Source organism: Neorhizobium sp. T25_27, assembly GCF_002968565.1.
GTDB classification, from domain to species: Bacteria; Pseudomonadota; Alphaproteobacteria; order Rhizobiales; family Rhizobiaceae; genus Neorhizobium; species Neorhizobium tomejilense.
The window spans coordinates 289,785-311,927 of the sequence record NZ_PVBJ01000006.1 but is presented as its reverse complement, the minus strand read 5'-3'; the positions used below and the strand labels follow the sequence as shown (position 1 = coordinate 311,927).

Here is a 22,143-nt window from a genome sequence, read left to right as displayed (position 1 = left end):
AGTTCAGAGCCGATAGCGGCACTTCGGAAAGGCTTGGGAGCCTACGTTGCCTGATACGCCGAAATGAGTAACCCGATAGCCCAAAGACTAGCGGCGAAACCATTGGCAGCTATGCGAATATCCTGGTCGGGATGCGGAGTTTCGCACAACGAAAAACTCCTCTTGTCCGATGCTGATTGCGCCTTGCGAGGATAGTTGGTTGATATCTTTTTTGCCGATTGTGCATTCTCTGAGAAAGATTGCCGGGATGCCTTTCCCGGATATCGAAGCGGTTGCCGTCGATCGCTGGACGATTGCCCCGCAGACCCGGCGCTTCATTCGCCCCGCAAAGTTTTTGCCGCATCATCTCGACCGTATAAAGGGCACTCAATTCGGGCCGGTCACAGAGGTCGTGAAGGGTTTTCGTGGAAACTACGAAACCACTCAGGAGGCCACGGTCGGCTACCGGATCAAGAATGTCGACCTCATCGATGGCGTTCTCTATGCGCCGAAGTCCTCGAGGAGTCTCAGGCCCCGCAGCCGCCGGCTGCCTGTCTATGTGCCTCCCAAGCACTCGACCACCGGTGCGCTGTTCGAGAGCTGGGTCGGCAATCGCTGGTTCGGCAACTGGCTTTCGGATGATTGCCTGACCTATCCGCTGGCGGAGGAATACGAAACTCCGATAACGACCCGGCCGATCACGCGGGGGCACGAGCCGCAATATGCCGCTAAACTCGATCTCAAGCCGATCTATGTCAGCGACGTCCATTTCGAAGAGGTCATCCTCTTCAGGGACAAGGGGCAGAACGAGAGCAAGAAGAAACGGGCCGATCAGGTTCGCGAAAAGCTTCTGGCATCGGCGCCACCTTTTCCCGTTCATCCCGGCGTCTTCATCCTGCGGGGGAGCAAGGGCGAAAGCCGCCTGCTGTCGAACGAGTCCGATATCGCCGAACAGTTCGCAAAGAAATACGGATTCCGGATCATCGATCCGTTGGCCTCGTCGGTCGACGACATCATCCACGCCTGTGCCGGAGCCCGCATCGTCGCAGGCGTGGAAGGCAGCCATCTGGTTCACGGGCTGATGATCATGCCGCCGGACTCGGCCCTGTTCGTCATCCAGCCGGCAGATCGGGTGGTCTCGGTTCTCAAGGTCATGACCGATCGTCAGGGACAAGGTTATGCCTTCGTCGTCGGCGAGGGAACCTGCGAGAATTTTCGGGTCGAGTGGAGTGATATCGACCGCACATTGGAGATGGTGCTCGCATGACTTCACGGCTTCGTTTTCTCTATCCTCAATCCGCTGCGATGAGCGACCATAAGGGTGCGGCATCCCAGCACGCGCCTCCCGCCTCGTTTCGCGACCTAGTGCGGAAGGACTACGAGCGCCACGGAGGGCGGATCCTCAATGCCGGCTTTATCTCGCTGCTGGTCTATCGCTTCGGCCGGTGGGCGGGGAGCCGCCGGAGCCACCTAGCCAGGCGGTTTTTCCAGAAAATCTACGGCGCGATCAACATGGTCGTTTCGACGCTTACACGGGTGTGGATACCGGCAGAGGTGACGCTCGGCGAGGGTTTTCACATCATCCACGTGGAGGGATCGATTTCGATCCATCCTGACGCCGTGATCGGAAAACGATGCGGCATCATGCACAATGTCACGATCGGCACGAACATGAGCGCCGGTGCACCCAGGATCGGCGACGACGTCTTTATCGGGGTGAACTCCACCATTCTCGGCGATATCCGCATCGGCGACCGGGTACGGATAGGGGCCAATACAGCGGTCTCCACGGACGTGCCGTCGGATTCGATCGTCGTCGGCTCGCCGGCCAAGATCTATCCCCGCCTCGGCCCGTTTTCGAGCGGACAGACCAAGACCGATGCCACTCCCTGATTCACTCATCCGCTGGAGGAGTTTGCCATGAACGCGTTAACCACCAACTTCTATCAGCTTCTGGCTGACAACCTCGTCTCAAGGCCGGGCAAGCCCGCGCTCATCGACGGTCATCGCGCGGCGAGCTATGCCGCGGTCGCGGCCGAAGTGGACCGGCTGGCGGGTTATTTGCAAAGCCGCAACATCCGGCCGGGCGACCGGGTGATCGTGCATCTGCGCAAGAGCATCGCCGAGGTCACCGCCATGTTCGCCATCGCCAAGGTGGGTGGGGTGGTCGTCAACGTCAACACGCAATGGACGGTCGAGCAGCTCGAATACGTGGCTAACGACTGCGGCGCGCGCCTGCTGATCGTCGAGGCAAGGGTCGCCGAGGCTCTCGGCGCGCGCAAGCTACCTGACACGGTCGACAATGTTCTGGTCAAAGGCAAACTGCCGGCCGACGCCATATTCGACGTCTGGGATAATCTTCCGGAAGACCTTTCAGGCGACGAGATCGCCCGCCTCGACACAGAACTTGCGATGATCATCTACACATCCGGTTCGACTGGCATGCCGAAGGGTGTGATGCTGACCCATCGCAACATCGTTGCCGGCGCCCGCTCGGTATCGCGCTATCTGGGCCTGAGGGAAGACGACCGGCTGCTCAGCGTCCTGCCCTACAGCTTCGACTATGGCCTGAACCAGCTGACGACAATGATGCTGATGGGCGGTACCGTCGTGCACCAGGCGGTGCCGATGGCCACCGAAATCGTCCTGGCCATGCAGCGGCATCGGGTGACCGGCGTGGCTGCCGTGCCACCCCTCTGGAGCCAGATCGTGCGGCTGATGAAGGACAATCCCGTGGAGTTTCCAGCACTCCGGCGGATCACCAATTCCGGCGGAAAGATTTCGCTCAACATCCTGGAGCAGATACCTCGGGTCTTCCCGGACGCGGATGTCTATCTGATGTACGGGCTGACCGAGGCCTTCCGCTCGACCTATCTCTCGCCGCAGAAGTTTACCCGCAAGATGGGAGCTATCGGCCAGGCGATCCCCGGCGCCGAAATCTATGTCATCAAGCATGGCGAAGGCATCGCCCATCCCGGTGAACAAGGCGAACTCGTTCATCGCGGCCCGCTTGTCAGCCTCGGATATTGGGGCAAGCCGGAGGTGACGGAGCAGAAGATCCGGCCGTGTCCGGAACTCTGGCACCTGATCGGCGACGAACCGGTCGTCTATAGCGGCGATATCGTCCGGATCGATGCCGATGGCGACCTCTGGTTCATTGGCCGCAACGACGCGATGATCAAGACCAGCGGCTTCCGCGTCAGTCCGGATGAGATCGAGGATCTCGTCTGCCGCAGCGGCGTGGTGGCGGAGGCGGTCGCCTTCGGCGTCGACGACGAGGAACTGGGGCAAACGGTGCATGTGGCGATAACCCCGATCGGCGAGTTCGACGAGGAGGCCCTGCTGCGCTACTGCCGGCGCGCGATGCCGTCCTACATGGTGCCGCGGCAGTTCCATGTCTGGCCGGAAAGCATGCCGCGCACATCGAGCGGCAAGCTGGCGCGGCCGGATGTCGTGCGCCTTTGTCGCGAATGGATGCAAGGCGGGGAAATTGTCTTCAGCGCGCCTCCGCCGGCAGCTCAAATCAAAGTGACCGAAACAAGGGAGAACCTGCAATGAGCCTTACCCATGGAAAGTTGATTGGTTATCTGCGGGAATCCTTGAATATCGCCCATGCCGACAGCGAGAGCGAACTGTTCTCCTCAGGTCTCCTCGATTCCGTTTCGATGGTGAACCTCCTGGCATTCGTCGAACAAACGACGGGCCTTTCCATTCGCGCCGAAGACGTGACGCTCGAAAATTTCGATACGCCGGAGCGGATCATCCGTTTTGCGGAAGCCAGCGCCTGATGAACCATTTCTCGGCGCTCGATGTCTGGCTGCAGAGTGCGGCGGCATCATTCGGAACCCCCTCTTATGTCTACCTCGCATCGGCGATCGAGAGCCGGGCAGCGCTCCTGAGGCAAGCTTTCGAGCAACGCTTCGCATTGAGCTTTGCCGCCAAAAGCAATCCAAACCCGGCTCTGCTTTCCTTGATGAAAGGCCAGGCGGAATATCTCGACGTCTCCTCGATCGGGGAATTCAGGACGGCGATAACGGCTGGATGGGAGGCAGAGCGCATCAGCTTCACAGGTCCCGGAAAACGGCAGTTCGAAATCCGGGAGGCGATAGAAGGCGGCATTGGCGAACTGATCCTGGAATCGGTGCGTGAGGCGGTACTTGCGAACGCGGTCGCCGGCGAGCTCGGGCGGATACAGCATGTCCTGGTGCGCATCGCGCCGACCACGGTTCCCAAAGGGTTCGGCGACCAGATGGCTGGCCGGCCGTCAGCGTTCGGCATAGACTGGGAAGATATCGCAAGGGACATCCCCGAGATTGCGGCTCTGCCCAATCTCAAGATCGTCGGACTGCACATCTATTCCGGCACGCAATGCCTGAAGCCGGAGGCAATCTGCGAGAATTATCGCAACTTCATCGGCATTTTCCGGGAGGTTTGCGAAACCTACATTCCGCGACCGGAGAAGCTGGTGTTCGGATCAGGGCTTGGAATTCCCTATCACGACGGCGACCTGCCGCTCGACCTTTCCGCGGTCGTTGCTGGCATCGCAGCGGATCTCGACAGCCTCAAGGCGCTGCCGCAATTTGCCGAGACCCGGCTCGTGCTCGAGCTCGGGCGGTATCTCGTCGGCGAGGCCGGATATTTTCTGACGCGCGTCGTCTCGGTCAAGGAATCGCGCGGCGTGCGGATCGGCATCTGCGATGGCGGCATGAACAACCACCTGCCGGCCTCCGGCCATTTCGGGATGGTGATGCATCGGAACTATACGATGCACAAGGTCGGCGGGCAGGGCGAACCGGAGAAAGTCAACCTCGTCGGGCCTCTTTGCACGTCGATCGACCGGCTCGCCGTCGGGGTGATGCTTCCGCGGATTGAAGAGGGTGATCTTGTTGCCGTCCATAACAGCGGCGCCTACGGGCTGACGGCAAGTCCGATCCATTTCATCAGCCACGCACCACCCTGCGAGGTTCTCATCGAGGCCGCCGGCATGCGCGATGTGACACACATCCCGGCGCTCCCCTCGGCATAACGCCTGCCTAAAATTTTGCAGTAAAATCAGTAGGCTTTGCCGAAATCGCAGATCTCGATCGCGGTGCGGACGACGATCTTCATATCCAACCAGAACGACCAGTTGTTGATGTACCAGAGGTCGTGGAATATCCGCTCTTCCATCTTCTCGATATTCGGCGTCTCGCCGCGGCAATTGTTGATCTGCGCCCAGCCGGTCAGGCCGGGTTTGACGTGCCGTCTGAAGGCGTATTTGGCGATCTGGGCGTCATAGAGTTCGTCATGGGCGAGCGCATGCGGGCGGGGGCCGACGATCGACATCTCACCGCGAAGGACGTTCCAGAATTGCGGCAACTCATCGATGCTCGAAGCGCGGATGATCGCCCCGACTTTCGTGACGCGGGGATCTTTCCTGGTCGCCTGGCGAATATCGCCTGAATCTTCCATGACGGTCATGCTGCGGAACTTCAGGATTCTGAACGAGCGGCCGCCGTGTCCCTTGCGGACCTGCTTGAACAGCACGGGACCTTTGGAATCACATTTGATGGCGATCGCCACGACCAGCAGCAACGGAAACAGCGAGAGGATGGCGGTCAGCGAGAAGACAATGTCGAATGCGCGCTTGGTGCCGCGTTCATAAAGGTTCAACGGTGGCCGCTGCGTCTGAAAGGCGGTCATGCTGCCGATCTTGCGGGCAGGAGCGCTGGTCAGCCGGCCGACGACGCCATCGAAGATGACATTGACCGGAAAAGCCGAGCGCCTGAGTTCGCCAAGATAGAATTCGAGATTGGAGACGTTCGGGTCCCGCCAGACGATGAATACTTCATCGATGCCGTCGGTCTCGCTTTGCCTCAGTCTCTGCAGCGCATTCGCGGGCAGTAGATTTTCATCGGAGAGGCGTATGATCTGCGCGAGGGTCATGCCGCTTGCGGCCGCCTGATGCTGCCAATGTTCGGCCGAAAACTCCTCGTGGCAGATCAGCAGCACCCGCTTCATCTTGAAGGAGGCCGCAGCTGCCGCCGATGGCAGATACCAGTGCCAGAACAGGCGGGTGCAGATCAGCCCGGACAGCGAGATGACGGCGGTCATCAAGATTGCCCCGCGCGAGAACGTCGTGCCGATCTTCAGAAAGAAGATGACGGTCAGCAGGAAGGCAAGAGCGCTTGGGATAAGGATACAGATCAGCCGGATCTGCGGTCTCAGGAGCTGAATGTTCTCCGGGCTGTAGGCCTGGGCGCTGTGCATGGCGAGCACGAAGATCGTCGATAGAACGAGGCCGATGCCGATGAAAAGCGAAGGATCGGGCGCAGATCCGAAAACGGCATACTGATAGCCCGTGAAGCCGACACCGGTCGCTCCAAGAAGATAGACGAAGTCCGCCGCGGCGGCCACATAGGCGATAACATGATATTCCAGCCCTCCCTGCGGAGGCTTGTGCTCATACGATATGTAGTCATTTCCGATGTTCGGCTCAAATGGTGTGATCATCGTTAAAAAACCCCTACCAGCGGTACGAGTATAGCCGAGGAGAGGGTGGGCACAATGTATCCTGCCTACCTCCTAAGAATGATCTCCCTATTACCTACTTTTGTTGCTGGGATGATTGAGTACAATCCTTTGTGTATAACGTCCAATTTATGCTCTGATTTTTGGTAAACCTTCAGATCTGACTTAAAATTGGGCATGTGAATTTTTTATATTTCAGCTGGTAAGGCGGAGCGCCGTTTCCGCTGAGAAAATGGACATTGGCAGTGATTGAATGCTGGGCTCCGCGTCCGAAGGAGCCTCGCCGGCTGAAGGCTTGATGGCCACAGTCCTTGTTTTGAGTTGGGGGTGTGGATGGAGTTTGAATGGGACGTTGCCATCGTCGGCGCCGGAATGGGCGGGGCGGCAATGGGATACGCACTGGCAACCGCCGGACACCGCGTAGCTTTCATTGAAAAGGGTCTAGCCCACTTTTCGCAGGACGAACGTGACGATCCTGATAGCCTGGACGAAGCGAAGCGCCTGAGAAATGGCCGGTGGCCACGGGAGATTTCCGGCTCGGTGGATGCTCGTCCCGTCCGGTTCTTCCCCGCGCTCGGCTGCGGTGTCGGCGGCTCGACGCTTATCTATGCGGCGGCGCTCGAACGGTTTTCCCCAAGCGATTTCAAGATCGTCGATAAGTCCGGCAGGCAGGCCTGGCCGATAGACTATGAAAACCTTGAGCCTTTTTATCGCAAGGCGGAGCGCCTTCTGCATGTGCGCGGCAGCCAGGATCCGCTACAGCCACGATCGGAGGTCATCGAGCCTCCTGCCATGACGCGATGCGATCAGCATTTTTTCGATTCCGCGCAAGCGAATGGGATGCATCCCTATCGGGTTCACACGGCCTGCCGATATATCGACGGGTGCGGCCAATGCGGTGGCTTCATCTGCCATAAATCCTGCAAGCAGGATGCGCGGCGGGCGTTCATCGAGCCGGCACTCGCGACTGGAAACGCCATGGTCATCGATCAATGCAACGTGGAAAAGGTCTCGGCCGATGACGAGGCGGTCACTCAATTGTCGTGCCGGAGGAATGGAGACGAGCTGGCAATCGTTGCCAAGCTCTATGTACTCGCGGCCGGCGCGCTTTCGACACCCTTGCTGCTCCTCAACTCGACCAACGAATTCTGGCCGAACGGCCTTGCAAACACATCGGATCTGGTGGGGCGCAACCTGATGTTCCACGCGTCCGACTTCTTCGCCGTCTGGCCCCGGGGCAGAACCCGTGTTTCAGAGCCGGGAAAGTCGATCGGCTTTCGCGATTTCTATGAACATCAGGGTCTCAAGCTAGGCGCCATCCAGTCCACGGGCCTGACTGCGACCGCCAATAACGTGCTTCATTTCCTGAAATCACTGATCGACCGGAACGGCTGGGTCTGGCTGAAGCCGCTCAAGCCCTTCATGCGCATTCCGGCGATGATCGGCGCTCTTATCTCCGGCAATGCGACGATATTCACCTCTATCCTCGAGGATCTGCCCTATCCCGAAAATCGCGTGAAGCCTGATCCGGAAGATCCCGCCAGCATCTATTTCGAATATACAATTCATAACGAGCTGCGGCAAAGAATGCAGGCCTTCCGGAAGTTATATCGGAAGGCATTCAAGCGGCACCGGATGATGATGCTCGGGTCCGAAGTCAACCTCAACTACGGCCATGCCTGTGGGACCTGCCGGTTTGGTCCGGATCCCTCCACCGCGGTATTGGATGTCAACAACCGTGCGCACGACCTGAACAATCTCTATGTCGTTGACGCTTCGTTCTTCCCGACCAGTGGGGGGGCCAATCCAAGCCTGACGATTGCCGCCAACGCCTTGCGTGTCGGTGAGCATATTGCTCGGAAACTGTCTGCGACAAAGGCGAAACGGACGGAGCCTTGCGTCGTTTCGGATCCCGCGTCCTGACCACGGGCTTCCGAAAGAGGCAATGCCCCGGTCTCTTCCATCAGTGGTTCCTGTTTCGATCGGTTCTGATCCAGGCCGCGCCGCCGGCTTGGAGGATATGGCGCGGATAAAGCCTCAGTTTCCTGAACATGTATCCCGGAATGTCTGCCATGGCATGCATGGGAAGTGCACGTCTGCCATGACGCCACCACGCCACCGATAGCGCGATATCGAAAGCCAGGATGCTGATGATCGAGATCGCCAACGGCCAGATCGCAATTCCGGAAGTTGCGAGGAGGACTGCCGGAAACAGTGAGAGCAGGAGAAGCGCTGCCAGCAATGTCAGCGGCGGTATGAGCGCATCGACGACGAGCGCCAGATAGGCCCTGTTCCGCAACGTGTTGACGTCCAGCAAGGCTGAGAAGAGGTGTGCCGCCAGCGCGAAGCGGCCGGCGTTCCATCGGGAAGCCTGCGTTTCGAGGCCTTTCTTCGAATACGGAAACCTGCTGCTGACGGCCGCGGCATCGCAGAAAAGCGGAGCGTGGCCGATCCGCGCGAGGTCCAGCCCAAGCTTCATGTCTTCGACCAGATCGCCGTTCGCAAGCGCGGCGTCCCGCAGGATGGCCCAGGGAAATGCCATGCCCGAGCCGGTCAATTGCGCAGGAAGCCCGAGTTTCGCCAGTCCAAGAAGCCGGATCCGGTTTTTCAGAAGAAATGCGAATTCGGAAACCGCAAGGTTGATGCCTGCGTCCGGCGGCGCGAACATCAGGTAGCGGGATTGCACGGGTCCGTTCGTTGCCGCGGCCATGAGGGCGAGGTTATCGAGTGCACCCGGCTCCAGCCAGCAGTCGGCGTCGACAATGACGACCACGTCCGGCGGCAGCAGGCCGAGGTACCTGACGCCAGCGTCGAGGGCGTATCCCTTGCCGCGGCGAACCGGATCGAACCGTACGATGACATCCGCGCCCGCTTCACGTGCCAGAGATGCGGTGAGGTCGTTGCAATTGTCCGCCACGACGATCAGCCGATCGCCGTGGCGCATCTGGCTCTGGATGCTGTGCAGGGTATCGGTGATCTGGAGCTCTTCGTTATGCGCCGGGACAAGAATCGCAACTTGCGGCCGTCGCCCGTTCTGACGTGGCGGTCCGCTTCGCCCGCCGAGGCTTCCGGCAAGACATTCAATCGCGAAAAAGACAGTCGGAACCAGGACGACGACGGACAATAACAATGCCGTGGCGATCAGTATGTCCTGTTGCATGGCTGCCCCTCCGACGACGCGTCTCAAGGGGTCAATCATAGCCCGAGGGCCGAGGGTTCTAAGCTGACCACGCTACACCGTTCGAGTGTGCACGGGCTCATCCTATTTCGGGGCAGGTGGAGCCACCGCGAACATGTCTACGCCCATTTGATGGCTGGTGGATCAATTGAAGTCTGATCCTTGCGCCCAACATGGGTTATCCGATGCAATTCGCAGAGCGAATGCAGTCGGTTACGTGAAAGATGGCTGCGGATTGCTGACCTAGACACGGCCGGTGGCCTCAACGGATAGTCATGCCGGCGACGACATACCCGTCGCGCAGCCTGATCTGGCCCAGCAGCCGGTCCCCCGTCTTGAAGGGCGGGACATCGATCTCGAAATAGGCGGCGAAATGTCCGTCCGCCAGGTTCAGCTCGACGCGGATGGCCTCGAAGCCGAACATCGTGCGCGTCAGGCCGTACTGGCACTTGTAGGTGCATTCCTTGGCGCTGAAGATCGCTTTCACCAACCGCCCGCGAATGCCCCATTGCTGGCGGTTGAGCCATTGTCGCTCGCGCGGGGTGCAGATCTCCTGCGCGTAGGTGTCGTCAAGCGGCGTCGCTTCCTCCAGATCGAGGCCGAGAGCCTTGATGCCGTCCGAATGGCGGCCGATGGCGGCGACGCAGCGGGTGGTGGAGTGGCTGATGCTTCCGGCGATCCCGGCCGGCCAGATCGGCGCCCGATCCGATCCCACGGGTATGGCCATTCCAGGCAGTCCCAGATGGTCCATGGCCCGCCTGGCGCAGATGCGGCCGGCGGTGAACTCCTGCTGCCGGCTTTTCACCGCATTGGCGATCGCCGTTCTCTCTTCAGGATAGAGTTTCGAAACGTCACCGAGCAGGTCGGCTTCGGCGACCGACACGGAAGGGTCGAACATGCCTTCCAGCAGCATGGCTAGACCTTGGTCTCCACGCGAACCAGCGTGGGGCGCCGTTCCATCGCATTGCGCCGCAATGCGGCTCGCTCGGCTGCCCGGCCGAGCTGCAGGTCTGCCTTGCCCTTGCCGGAGATATGGTCGGCGAGGAGGGCAACCGTCGGGAAACGGAAGAGGTCGGTGATCGTCAGATCCGGCGCCAGCTTCGCCTTCATTTCCCGATGGACCTGGACCGCCAATAACGAATGCCCGCCGAGAGCGAAGAAATTGTCGAATATGCCGACCTTCTCAAGCCCAAGGGCGCGACCGAATACCTCGCTGATATCCCGCTGCAGATTGTTGGACGGTTCGATGAACGTGGCTGCCGGGGCCTGGACCTTTTCCGTCGGGGCCGGCAGCTTGTTGCGATCCACCTTGGCGTTCGGCGTCAGGGGGAAGGCGTCCATCGTCACGAAATGCGACGGTATCATCGCATCGGGCAGGGCCTCGGCGATATAGGCACGAAGTTCCGGTTCGGAGACGGGCGTCCCGTCGGTGCGGATATAGGCTACCAGTCGCACGTCGCCGGGACTGTCCTTGCGGGCGACCACGACCGCCTCGCGGACGCCGGCGAATGTTCCGATCCGGGCTTCGATCTCGCCGAGTTCGATGCGATGGCCGCGGATCTTCACCTGATGATCAGTGCGGCCAAGGAAATGCAGCACGCCATTCCGGTCGAAGCGGGCAAGGTCGCCCGTCCGATAGATCCGGCCCTCCATGAACGGGTTGGGCAGGAAGCGTTCTTGCGTGAGCTGTTCGCGGTTGTGATATCCGCGGGCAACGCCGTCGCCGCCGATATAAAGCTCGCCGACATCGCCGGGCGGCACCGGATTATAGGCGTTGTCGAGCACATAGAGCTGGGTGTTGGCGATCGGATGGCCGATCGGAACGACGCCCGTCGATGGGCCGGCCGTGAAAGTCGATGACCAGATCGTCGTCTCCGTCGGGCCGTACATGTTTTCGATCGTCGCGTCGGTGACGGTTCGCAAGGCTGCAAGAAGCGAACCCTGCAGCGCCTCGCCGCCGAGGAAGAGATGGCGTACATCGCTCAAAGCGGCGCGGTCCTCGTCGATCATCATGAACATGCGGGCCATCGAGGGCGTGCATTGCAGATGCGTGACCCGGTGTTTGCGGATTTCTTCCGCAAAACCGTCGCCGATCTCGTCGCTGACGGGATTCTTGCTCGTCTTGACGACTTCGGCCAGCAAGGGAAGCCTTTCCAGGACGATATTGTCGGCCAGGCCGAAATCGATGAGGCATGCGATGTCGTCGATGCCGGCCGCCTTGACCTGGTCCAGCCTTTCCAGCGCATCCTCGACGGTACCGAACAGGCCGCTGTCCTCGAAATAACGCAGGAAGGCGAATTCCAGGATAGCGTCCATCTCCTCGGGCGCCAGCGACTGGAGGTCGATATCCATCGGCTGCGCGACGCCCTGCGGCTTCTTGAAGGCCGGAAACGCCCAGGCATATTGCTTGATGAGCGCGGCTGCGCTGCGCAGGTATTCCTTCATCGGGCCGCGCGCCAGATCCCGCACCTCGTCTCGGTCTTTGCCGATCAGGGTGTGGAGCATCAACGTCACTTTATAATCGGCCGGATTGCGACCGGTCTCGGCAAGCGTCTGCCGGTAGATCCGTATCTTTTCCGCAAGCTCGTCGACGGACTGGCCGAGCAGGTGGGTCAGCACATTGGCGCCAAGCCGGGCCGCCTCCCGGTAGCTTTCCGGGTTGCCGGCGGTGGTGAGCCACACGGGGAGCTCCTTCTGGACCGGACGCGGCTGGGTCACGACCGCGACCGTGCCGGCGCCGAAATCGAAATCGACGCTCTCGCCGCGCCACAATTTTCGGACGACCTCGATGTCGCGGGTCAGGCTCGCCTTGTTCTTCGGCGGTGCGTTTTCGGGCCGCAGCACGAAATCCTCCGGCATCCAGCCGGAGGCGAAGGCAAGCGCGACGCGCCCGTTGCTGAGATTGTCGATCACCGCCCATTCCTCGGCGACGCGCGCCGGATGATGAAGCGGCAGAACGCAGCTGCCGGCCCGGATCGAAAGGTTCCTGGTGACAGCCGCGACGGCCGCGCCGGTGACCGCCGGGTTCGGATAGGGACCGCCGAACGCATGGAAATGACGCTCCGGCGTCCAGACGGAATCGAAACCGTTGGCATCGGCAAATTTCGCGCCTTCGATCAGCAGCCGGTATTTGTCCGGACCCGATCCACCGTCATTGCCCCAGTAGAAGAGGCCGAAATCGAGATTGGTACCTCTTCCGGCGGAAGACGCGCCCTTCGCCTTGGCTTCGATAATTTCGGAGGAGTGGACGACGACCTTGAAGCCGCGGGCGAGCGTCCAGAAGAGTTCGAGAACCGAGATATCGAAGGAGAGGCTGGTGACCGCCAGCCAGACATTGTGACGATCGGCGGTGCGCGGCACCCGTTCGTCCATGCCGGCGAAGAAATTCACGACGTTGCGATGCTCCAGCATCACGCCCTTCGGAAGGCCGGTGGAGCCGGACGTGTAGATGACATAGGCGAGATTGCTGGAGGTGACGCCGGTTGCCGGGCGATCCGCTCCTGCCTGGTTTCTGAGAATATCCTCGACGCACAGGAAATTGCTGCCTTCGAGCGTCTCGGATTTCGACAGCCGTCGCTCGGTCAGAACCAGCTTGGCGCCGCTATCCTTGATCATGAATGCGAGGCGATCGGCCGGAAAATGCGGGTCGAGAGGAATATAGGCCCCGCCCGCCTTCATGATCGCGAGCGCGCCGACGACCAGATCGAGCGAACGCGGCAGGTAAAGGCCGACGGTGACGTCCGGGCCGACGCCCTGGGCCACCAGCGCTTGGGCGATGCGGTTCGCCCGTTCGTCCATCTCGCGGTAGGAAAGGGAGCGGCCGTGGAATGCCAGAGCTTCGGCATCCGGCGTCCGGTCGACCTGCCGTTCGATAAGTTGATGGACACAGGCGGCGGTATCGTATTCGCGCTCCGTCCGGTTCCAGTCGAAGAGGACCATGTTTCTGTCGGCATTCGACATCAAGGGCAGGTCCTGCAGCAAGGTCGCGCGGTCCTCGAACGCCGAGGCCAGGATCGCAAATGCCGTCGCCAGATCCTGCGCCTGCCGCTCGTCGATACGCGCCCGATCGTAGAGCAGGTCGGCTTTGGTCTCGCTGAGCCGGAAGGTCAGGGCGCAGCCTTCGATCTCGTCGACGAGCGCCGGACTGGAGATGTCCGCGACACCGATCGTCAGTTCCGGCGCTGCAAGGCCGGGATAACGGTCGACAAGATCGCGGCAATAACCTTGGCGCTGGTCCAGCACCTTCAACGCCTGATCGACCTGCCCGAGCAAGTCGTCCACCGAGGCCTGCCCCGTGGAGTCGATCCTCAGCGGAATGGACTTCGCGAAATAACCGGGATGGCGGGCGTCGAGATCTGCCAGCCTGTCGTTCGTATAGGCGAGGTCGAACGCGGTCTGGCCGGAAAGACGCACGAGGAAGGCTGCTGTCAACGCGACCCGCTCCTGGCGCGAAAGCTGCCCGGAAAACAGTAGAGGAATGATGCGGATATCCGGTGCCTGGCCGGCTTCCGATGCTTTTATATAGGGAAGCGCGATATCCATGCCGGCTTCGAGCGCACGGCGGAAGAAGGTTTCATGCCGCGCAAGAGCGGAAACCACTTCCGACAGGGCGGTCTTGTCCGCCTCGCTCATAAGCGGCAGCCGATCGCCTGGACGTAATACCGAAGAGAGCGTGATCTGCCGGGTGCCATCCTTGCGGGCGGCCTCGAGCAGGACCGGCATGTCGGCGGTGCCGATCGTCACCCCATGGGCGCCGACCGACAAGACGAGACCGGGTTCCCCGTTCAGTTCGCCGTCGAGGATGCGAAGGTTCCTGACGGTGAAGACGTCGTTGCCGAAACGGACCTTGGGTGTTGCCAGGGGGTTGAGATAGGTGGGGCCGAAATCCAGGCCGCGTACCAGACGCGAAAGCTCGCCTGCCGAGGCCGTGAAATCGAGCGTACCGGCGGCCGAAGGACGCTTGAGCTGTCCGTAATAGGTGCGGGTTGCGAAATCCTGCCGGCGCGGCTTCAAGGTGCCGCGCTCGATATCGCCGAGCATGTCGGAGAAAGTCGCGATCCCGGCTTCGAAACATTTCGTATTCAGCGTCAGCGCCGTCTCGTCCGCGCTGATCTCGAAATGCTGTTGCGCATAGATATCGCCTTCGTCGATGCCTTCGGTGATCGCGTGCCAGGTGATGCCGTGGCGGTCATGGCCTTCGAGGATAGCCCAGGCGGGTGTGTTGAGCCCGGCCATGTCCGGCAGCAGGCCGTCATGGAAATTGGCGGCGCCGATCTTGGCGTGTCGCCAGGCCGCGTCGGGAACCATTTTCAGGTTGGCGATGCTGAAGAGCCAGTCGTAGTCGTATTGGGCCAGCTGGGCGGCGTAATCGCCTTCCTGCGTCACGACGGGGATACCCTGGGCCTGCGCCCAGTTTCTGACCGATCCGTTCGACGTCGCTACGGCCTCGATCCTATGTCCGCGCCCCCGCAGAATTTCAGCGCATTGAACCAGTAATAAACCGCCACCGATCAAAACACACTTCAATTCGCCCATAAAGCTTGTCCCCACTCGTTGCTGTTCCAGGCACTCCGATAGAAACGGGGAGCGGTATAAAACTCAACATGCGCCGGAGCACCCATGCGGATGATCGCGCCTAAGCCTGAATTGCCGGCGATACCCGGCTTTCCCCCATACGGATGATCATGGCTTCCAAAGGAGTAATTGCGATTGAGTCTTGGCTGGCAGCACATTGAGGCTGCGGGTTTGCGCTCGCGGATTTCACTGGGAAGCGGAACGAGGCTCGTGGCATCATTGGGGTGATGTCATCAGGTTGGCCTCCGTGGGTTAGGGCGGTGTCGATGCTTGAGGGGTCAAACCAGGTCTGTGCCAGCGATATTGCAATCGTCGGCATGGCTTTGAGAGTGCCGGGTGCGCGTAATGTTTCGGAATTCTGGCAGAACCTGCGAGACGGCGTAGAGTCGGTCCGGACGTTTTCGCCGGAGGACCTGATCGCTGAAGGCGAGGACCCCGAGCGCATCCATCACCCCAACTATGTTCCTCGCGGCGCCGATCTTCCCGATATGGAAATGTTCGACGCGGAGTTCTTCGGCCTGAACCCGAAGGAAGCCGCGATCATGGATCCTCAGCACCGCCATTTCCTGGAATGCGCCTGGGAAGCCATGGAGGATGCCGGCCGAACGCCGAACAATCAGCCCGGACCGGTCGGTATTTTCGCCGGCTGCGGCATGGGCAGTTATTTCTATTTCAACGTCTGCAGCAATCGCAACCTGATCGACCAGGTGGGAATGTTCCTGTTGCGCCACACGGGCAACGACAAGGATTTTCTGGCGACGCGAGCCTCCTTCACGTTCGACCTGCGCGGCCCGAGCGTCAATGTGCAGACCGCCTGCTCCACGTCGCTTGTCGCAGTGCATTATGCCTGCCAAAGCCTGATCTCCGGCGAGTGCGACATGGCGCTGGCCGGCGGGGTGACGATCGAGTTCCCGCATCGGCGCGGCTACACGTTCCAGGAAGGCGAGATCCTTTCCCCCGACGGGCACTGCCGGCCTTTCGACCATCGCGCGGCGGGGACCGTTTTCGGAAGCGGCGTAGGGGTGGTCGTGCTTCGCCGGCTTTCGGATGCTCTTCGCGACGGCGATGTGATCCATGCCGTGATCAAGGGCACGGCCGTCAACAACGACGGCAACAGCAAGGCTGGCTATCTCGCGCCGAGCGTCAGCGGACAGGCCGAGGCGGTTCTGGAAGCTCAAGGGCTCGCAGGCGTCGATGCCGACACCATTCAATATGTCGAGTGCCACGGCACCGGCACATTCCTTGGCGACCCGATCGAGATCGAGGCGCTGACGGCGGCCTTCAGGCAAAGCACCGACCGGACCGGCTTCTGCCATGTCGGATCGGTCAAATCGAATATCGGCCATCTCGATACCGCAGCCGGCGTCGTCGGTCTGATCAAGGCGACGCTTGCCGTCAACGAGGGAGAGATCCCGCCAACGCTCGGCTTCGAGCGTCCCAATCCCTCGATCGATTTCGAGAAGAGCCCGTTCCGGGTCAACAACAAGCTGGTGAAGTGGCCGCATGCGCCGGGTCCTCGCCGGGCGGCGGTCAACTCGCTCGGCGTCGGCGGCACCAATGCGCACGCCATCATCGAGCAGGCACCGACCCGTTACGTGGCCGACGCGGAGATCGGCGCCGATTCCGACCCGATGCTGCTGTTCCTTTCGGCCCGCCAGCGCAAGACGATCGACCAGGCGGCCGAGCGGCTCGGCTCGGCGATCTCCGGACAACCCGGCCTTTCGCTCGATGACGTCAGCTATACGCTGCAGCATGGCCGCAAACATTTCGATCATCGCATGGTGGTCGCCGTCCGTGGCCGGGAGGACGCCATCGCGGTCCTTGCGAACCCCGGCAGCCGCGGTTTCGTTCATCAGTCCGTGCCGAACAATTCCGGCGCCATATTCCTGTTTCCGGGCGGCGGTGCTCAATATGTCGGCATGGCCAAGCGGCTCTACGAGGAGGATCAGACATTCCGGCGGAGCGTCGAAGAGGGGCTTTCCCATCTGCCCGTCGACGCGGCAAATGAGATCCGCACGGTGTGGCTCGGCGAGAACTCCGCAACAGCTGCGAAAACCTTCCTACGCCCCTCGCTCCAGCTTCCGGCCATTCTGATCACCGAGATCGGCTTGGCCCGTCTATGGATGGATTGGGGCGTGAAGCCGAAGGCGCTGATCGGCCACTCCATGGGCGAGAACGCCGCGGCCTGTGTTGCCGGCGTGATGTCCTTCAGGGACGCCGTCAACCTGGTACATCTGCGGGGCAAGCTGTTCGAGACTATTCGGCCCAGCGGCATGATGAGCGTGCCGCTCGATCACGACCGGCTTTCCGAGCTCCTGCCGCCGTCGCTTGACATCGCGTCGGTCAATGCGCCATCGCTTTGCGTGGTGTCAGGCCTCAACGAGGATCTCGACCTCTTCCGGGAATTTCTGGCGAGGCAGGGCATTGATGCGACGCGTGTGCCGATCAACATCGCCGCGCATTCGCGGCTGGTCACGCCCATTCTCAAAGCCTTCGAGGCCTTTCTGCGCGGTATTACTCTTCGCGCACCGGCCATTCCGATCCTGTCGAACCGGACGGGCCTGCCGCTGAGCGCCGAAGAGGCGACCGATCCGATGTATTGGGTCGAACACCTTCGTTCGACCGTCTATTTCGCGAATGGCATGGCAGCGCTTTCGGCGGAGCCGGGACGTATCTACATCGAAGTGGGTCCCGGGCGCGTTCTGTCGTCACTGACGAAGGCGCAGGGGTCGATCCCCGCAAACCAGGTAATCAACAGCCTGCCGCATCCCGACGAGGCCGGCGACGACCGGCTCCATTTCCTCTCCGCCGTGGGGCGTGCCTGGGCGACCGGCCTCGAGGTCGATATCGACCGCCTCTGGCAGGGCCGTTCGCCACGCCGGGTCCGGCTGCCGGCCTATCCGTTCCAGCACAAGCGCTTCTTCATAGACCGCGCCGGAGCGAATGAGAAAGGCAAGAGCGCCGAGCCCGTCCTTTCGAAGGAACCCGATATCGCGCGCTGGGGTTATCGCCCCTCCTGGAAGCAGACGCTTGCCGACTACGAGCTGGGCGCTGAGAAAGAGGCGCAATCCTGGCTCTTCTTCCTCGACGAGACCGGGGTCGGCCAGAAGCTGGTCGAAGCGCTGAGGGCGGCCGGCCACCGTGTCGTCACGGTGTCCCTGGGCGACGCTTTCATTCGCCGCAGGGCCGAGGATTACATGCTCTGCCCGGAACTGGGCCGTGCCGGATATGACGCCCTCGTTGCCGGGCTTTCCGGTGATGGCAGCCTGCCCTCGCGTATCGTGCATATGTGGCTTCTGACCCAGGCCGAGACCTTCCGGCCCGGCTCGAATTTCTTCCATCGGAACCAGGAATGCGGTTTCGACAGCATGCTGCATCTCGCCCAGGCTCTGGGGGAGGCGGCCAGCGTTGCGGACATGCATTTCAACGTCATCACCAACGGCATGCAGCAGGTCTCGGGCGAGCCGCTGCCCTATCCCGAAAAGGCCACCGTTCTAGGCCCCAGCCTAGTCCTGCCGAAGGAGATAGCCGGTGCCACGGTCAGGGTGATCGATATCGATCTGCCGCCCAAGGCCGAGCGGAGCGACAAGCGGTTCTCCTTTGCGCGGATGACGGGGCGGATGGAGAAAAAGGAGGCCGCGGAGCCGGCGGCATTGATCGAGCAGCTCTGGGAAGATCTGCATGCCAAGCCAGGATCCGAGATCGTCGCCTTCCGCAAAGGGCGGCGCTGGTCGCAGGTTCATCACCGGTTGCCATTGAAAGACGTATCGTCCGAGCAGGCGACACTGCGTGAGGGCGGCGTCTACTTCTTCTCCGGCGGCTTGAGCGACATCGCCTTGGCACTTGCCGACGAACTCGCTGGCCGGTTCCGGGCTCGGATCGTGCTTGTCGGTCGCACGGTTCTGCCGCCACGGGAAAACTGGGAATTCTACGATCGCACCCATGGCCATGGCGTCGTTCGGCGGGCGATATCGGCGATCCGGAGGCTTGAGGAGAAGGGGTCGGACGTTCTTTATCTGGTCGGCGATGTCGGCAATCCGGAGCAGATGAGCCGGGCGGTCGAGACCTCGCTCTCCCGGTTCGGGGAAATCAACGGTGTCTTCCATGCGGCCGGAACGGTCGATGACGGCCTGATGCAGACCAAGACTCGCGACAGCATCGACAGGGTCCTGACGCCGAAAGTGCTCGGCACCACGGTGCTGGATGCGGCATTCGAAAACGTGGCGCTCGATTTCTTCCTGATGTTTTCTTCCACCAGCACCGATGTGGTGCGGGCAGGGCAGGTCGATTACGTCGCGGCGAACGCCTATCTCAACGCCTTCGCGCAGAGCCGTTCTCATCGCGCCGACCGTGCCACCGTCGCGCTGCATTGGGGCGTCTGGAATGAGGTCGGTCTTGCGGCACGGGCGCTTGGCGCCTCCGAAGGCGGCGGGTGGATCAAGCCGGTTGCCGGGCCGGCTGCCGGTCCTTTCTTCCAGCACTGGAAAGAGGACGAGACGGGATTGCCCTGGCTCGAGGCGCTGGTCAGCCCCGAGACGGAATGGATGCTCGACGAACATCGGCTGCTTTCTGGCCAAGCGGTCATGCCGGGTACAGGTTATCTGGAGCTGATTGCACAGGCGTCTCCGGAATACGGGCTTCCGTTCGAAGCGGAAGTGGCGGACCTCGTATTCCTGAGGCCGCTTGCCTTCAATGACGGCGAGATAAAAGCCGTTCGAGTGCGGTTGGAACCGGCGGCGGCGCATTTTCGCGTAGCGGTTCTGGCAGGCCCGGCGGATGGCGAGGATGCGCTGTTCGTCAAGCACGCCGAAGCCGTTCTCAAGCCTCGGGCGCAACAGAGGCGTGCGACGATCGACATCGCCGCTGTCGCCTCCCAATGCGACGGGTCACGGGTCGCCGGAGGCGGGAGCGCGCTTCGCGCAGTTCAGGAGAAGCATATCCGCTTTGGCCCCCGCTGGGCCGTCCTGCGCTCGATGGCGATGGCGCGCGGCAAGGCTATTGCGGAATTGAAACTGGACCCGATCTTTGCCGACGACCTTGCGAAAGGCGTCCTGCTGCATCCCGGCCTGCTCGACATCGCGACCGGTTTTGCCATGCAACTTGCCAAGGACTACGACGCCGAGACCTCGCTCTGGGCGCCGGCGACCTATGGCCGGGTGGTCCTTCACAGGCCCCTGCCGGCCGAGGTCGTCAGTATCGTGGAACTCGCCGACAGCAGCGATTTCGGCGAGGGTTATGCGGCCTTCGACGTGACGATCACCGATCCCCACGGCAACATCATCTTCGAAGCCGAAAAATTCGTCATGCGCAGGCTGGAGAACGATCTTGCGCTCGGTCTCGCAGCCCAGGCGGACGCCCCGGCTGCTGCCAAAGCGAAGCCGGCCGCGCTTTCTCCGGCGATGTTGAAGCTCGGCACCCAGGTGCGCAACGGTATCCTGCCGGCGGAAGGTTTTTCGGCGCTGCAACGCGCGCTCGCCACATCCGAACCTCAGCCGATCATCAGTTCGATCGATCTCGAAACTCTGCGCGAATGGATTGCCGCTTCTGCCGAAACCGCGACGCCGTCCGGCGACAATTTCGAGAGGCCGGACCTCGAAAGCGAGTTCGTCGAGCCGCGCAATTCGATCGAGGAAGCGCTGGCCGGCTATTGGCGGGAGCTTCTCGGCATCGCCAAGGTCGGCATCCACGACAGTTTCTTCGACATGGGCGGGCATTCGCTGATCGCGGTTCGCCTGTTCCGGATGATCAAGAAACAATATGCGCTCGACCTGCCGATATCGACGCTGTTTGAGGCGCCGACGATCGCACAGTGTGCGGAGCGCATCGCTGCGGAGCTACCGGATGGAGGCGAAGCCGCAGGATCCGAGCTCGCCGTGAGCCTGCCGACGACGACGGCAAAGCCGGTCCATCTGGTGCTGATGAACCCCGGTAAGAATGCGAAAGCAACCCCGCTGTTCATCTGCGCCGGCATGTTCGGCAATGTCCTGAACCTTCGCCATCTGGCGATGACCATGGGTGCGGACAGGCCGGTCTACGGATTGCAGGCCCGCGGACTCTATGGCGACCACGAACCGCACGCGACGTTCGAAGAGATGGCGGCCGACTACATCGCCGAAATCCGCACGGTGCAGCCCAGCGGACCCTATCTTCTCGCCGGGTACTCGGGTGGTGGCATAACCGCCTTTGAAATGGCCCAGCAGCTCCAAGATGCAGGAGAAGAGGTTTCCCAGGTGATCATGCTGGACACCCCCATGCCGCGGCAGCCGGGGCTGGGCCTGCGCGACCGTATCAGCATGAAATTGCAGGATATGCGTCGACACAAGATGAGGTTCGTTGGCGCCTATCTGAGGGACCGTCGTGCCTATCAGGAGCAACAGCGCGTCAAGTTCGAGCTGGAGCATCAAGGTGAATCGCCTGAGTATTTCAACAATGTCAGGATTGAGATGGCGTTCAGGAGAGCGTTGCTCAGGTATGACGTCAGGGCTTATTCTGGCAAGGTCACGTTGTTTCGTCCCAAGCCCGATATTTTTTATAACCTTGGTGGCGGCCGTCACCTGAAGCAGAACCGCGATGTACTGCTGCCTGACAACGGGTGGGCGGGGCATGTACCGCAATTGCGGGTCTCGGAAGTGCCTGGAGACCACGACAGCATGGTGCTCGATCCGTATGTTCGGGTGCTCTCAGAGCACATGCGTGCTGTTCTTGAAGCCTCGGGTGTCTCGGCTGCGCTCCATGGGACAGCCGATGTGGATGCCAAGGTTCAAAGCAGAGCGCCGGTCCGGGTCGCCGAGATTGCTTAGTCGATAAACGATGGCCGGATCTCGAAAATACCGTTTCCGCAATTGCCATGAGATGTTCGGGGCACGCTGCTTGCGTGCCTTCGACATCAAGCTGGGAAGCCT

The 22,143-nt window shown here is 61.3% G+C and carries 11 protein-coding genes; 7 read left to right on the top strand and 4 right to left on the bottom strand.

Annotation, left to right across the window (positions count from 1 at the left end):
* The first annotated feature begins 247 nt into the window (after window positions 1–247).
* From C5J24_RS18965 to C5J24_RS18945, 5 genes are read left to right on the top strand one after another with little or no spacing between them, the layout of a single operon-like run.
* Complete coding sequence (locus C5J24_RS18965) at window positions 248–1,246, top strand: glycosyltransferase 61 family protein (protein WP_105420015.1); 999 nt, start codon at window positions 248–250, stop codon at window positions 1,244–1,246.
* Complete coding sequence (locus C5J24_RS18960; RefSeq protein ID WP_105420013.1) at window positions 1,243–1,872, top strand: serine O-acetyltransferase; 630 nt, start codon at window positions 1,243–1,245, stop codon at window positions 1,870–1,872. The genes C5J24_RS18965 and C5J24_RS18960 overlap by 4 nt, the downstream gene beginning before the upstream one ends.
* A 27-nt stretch (window positions 1,873–1,899) precedes the next feature.
* Window positions 1,900–3,537, top strand: coding sequence for an AMP-binding protein (locus C5J24_RS18955; protein ID WP_105420011.1), 1,638 nt, complete (start codon window positions 1,900–1,902; stop codon window positions 3,535–3,537).
* Window positions 3,534–3,767 (top strand): phosphopantetheine-binding protein, encoded by a 234-nt coding sequence (locus tag C5J24_RS18950; protein WP_046666358.1) that lies wholly within the window; start codon window positions 3,534–3,536, stop codon window positions 3,765–3,767. The genes C5J24_RS18955 and C5J24_RS18950 overlap by 4 nt, the downstream gene beginning before the upstream one ends.
* Complete coding sequence (locus C5J24_RS18945) at window positions 3,767–5,005, top strand: type III PLP-dependent enzyme (RefSeq protein ID WP_105420009.1); 1,239 nt, start codon at window positions 3,767–3,769, stop codon at window positions 5,003–5,005. The genes C5J24_RS18950 and C5J24_RS18945 overlap by 1 nt, the downstream gene beginning before the upstream one ends.
* 26 nt (window positions 5,006–5,031) lie before the next feature.
* Here the strand turns inward: C5J24_RS18945 and C5J24_RS18940 are convergent, their stop codons facing one another.
* Window positions 5,032–6,471 (bottom strand): exopolysaccharide biosynthesis polyprenyl glycosylphosphotransferase, encoded by a 1,440-nt coding sequence (locus C5J24_RS18940; protein WP_105420007.1) that lies wholly within the window; start codon window positions 6,469–6,471, stop codon window positions 5,032–5,034.
* Window positions 6,472–6,822: 351 nt separating this feature from the next.
* On the opposite strand from C5J24_RS18940, the gene C5J24_RS18935 reads away from it, so the two are divergent.
* Window positions 6,823–8,412 carry a GMC family oxidoreductase gene (locus tag C5J24_RS18935; RefSeq protein ID WP_105420005.1) on the top strand — a complete coding sequence of 530 codons (1,590 nt, stop codon included), beginning with the start codon at window positions 6,823–6,825 and terminating at the stop codon, window positions 8,410–8,412.
* 40 nt (window positions 8,413–8,452) lie between these two features.
* Here the strand turns inward: C5J24_RS18935 and C5J24_RS18930 are convergent, their stop codons facing one another.
* The 3 genes from C5J24_RS18930 to C5J24_RS18920 form a co-directional block, all read right to left on the bottom strand.
* Window positions 8,453–9,649: a glycosyltransferase family 2 protein gene (locus C5J24_RS18930; protein WP_172724044.1), complete on the bottom strand. Its 1,197-nt coding sequence runs from the start codon at window positions 9,647–9,649 to the stop codon at window positions 8,453–8,455.
* Window positions 9,650–9,929: 280 nt separating this feature from the next.
* Window positions 9,930–10,580, bottom strand: coding sequence for a 4'-phosphopantetheinyl transferase (locus C5J24_RS18925; protein WP_105420001.1), 651 nt, complete (start codon window positions 10,578–10,580; stop codon window positions 9,930–9,932).
* A gap of 2 nt (window positions 10,581–10,582) precedes the next feature.
* A complete protein-coding gene (locus C5J24_RS18920; protein ID WP_105419999.1) occupies window positions 10,583–15,052 on the bottom strand; it encodes a MupA/Atu3671 family FMN-dependent luciferase-like monooxygenase in 4,470 nt (1,489 codons plus the stop codon).
* Between the two features lie 455 nt (window positions 15,053–15,507).
* On the opposite strand from C5J24_RS18920, the gene C5J24_RS18915 reads away from it, so the two are divergent.
* On the top strand, window positions 15,508–22,041 hold the full coding sequence (locus tag C5J24_RS18915; protein ID WP_245446704.1) for a type I polyketide synthase: 6,534 nt from the start codon (window positions 15,508–15,510) through the stop codon (window positions 22,039–22,041).
* Window positions 22,042–22,143: the final 102 nt, after the last annotated feature.

Coding starts and splice junctions, on each gene's coding strand:
- C5J24_RS18965 (WP_105420015.1), top strand. CDS start 248: ATGCCTTTCCCGGATATCGAAGCGGTTGCCGTCGATCGCTGGACGATT.
- C5J24_RS18960 (WP_105420013.1), top strand. CDS start 1,243: ATGACTTCACGGCTTCGTTTTCTCTATCCTCAATCCGCTGCGATGAGC.
- C5J24_RS18955 (WP_105420011.1), top strand. CDS start 1,900: ATGAACGCGTTAACCACCAACTTCTATCAGCTTCTGGCTGACAACCTC.
- C5J24_RS18950 (WP_046666358.1), top strand. CDS start 3,534: ATGAGCCTTACCCATGGAAAGTTGATTGGTTATCTGCGGGAATCCTTG.
- C5J24_RS18945 (WP_105420009.1), top strand. CDS start 3,767: ATGAACCATTTCTCGGCGCTCGATGTCTGGCTGCAGAGTGCGGCGGCA.
- C5J24_RS18940 (WP_105420007.1), bottom strand. CDS start 6,471: ATGATCACACCATTTGAGCCGAACATCGGAAATGACTACATATCGTAT.
- C5J24_RS18935 (WP_105420005.1), top strand. CDS start 6,823: ATGGAGTTTGAATGGGACGTTGCCATCGTCGGCGCCGGAATGGGCGGG.
- C5J24_RS18930 (WP_172724044.1), bottom strand. CDS start 9,649: ATGCAACAGGACATACTGATCGCCACGGCATTGTTATTGTCCGTCGTC.
- C5J24_RS18925 (WP_105420001.1), bottom strand. CDS start 10,580: ATGCTGCTGGAAGGCATGTTCGACCCTTCCGTGTCGGTCGCCGAAGCC.
- C5J24_RS18915 (WP_245446704.1), top strand. CDS start 15,508: ATGCTTGAGGGGTCAAACCAGGTCTGTGCCAGCGATATTGCAATCGTC.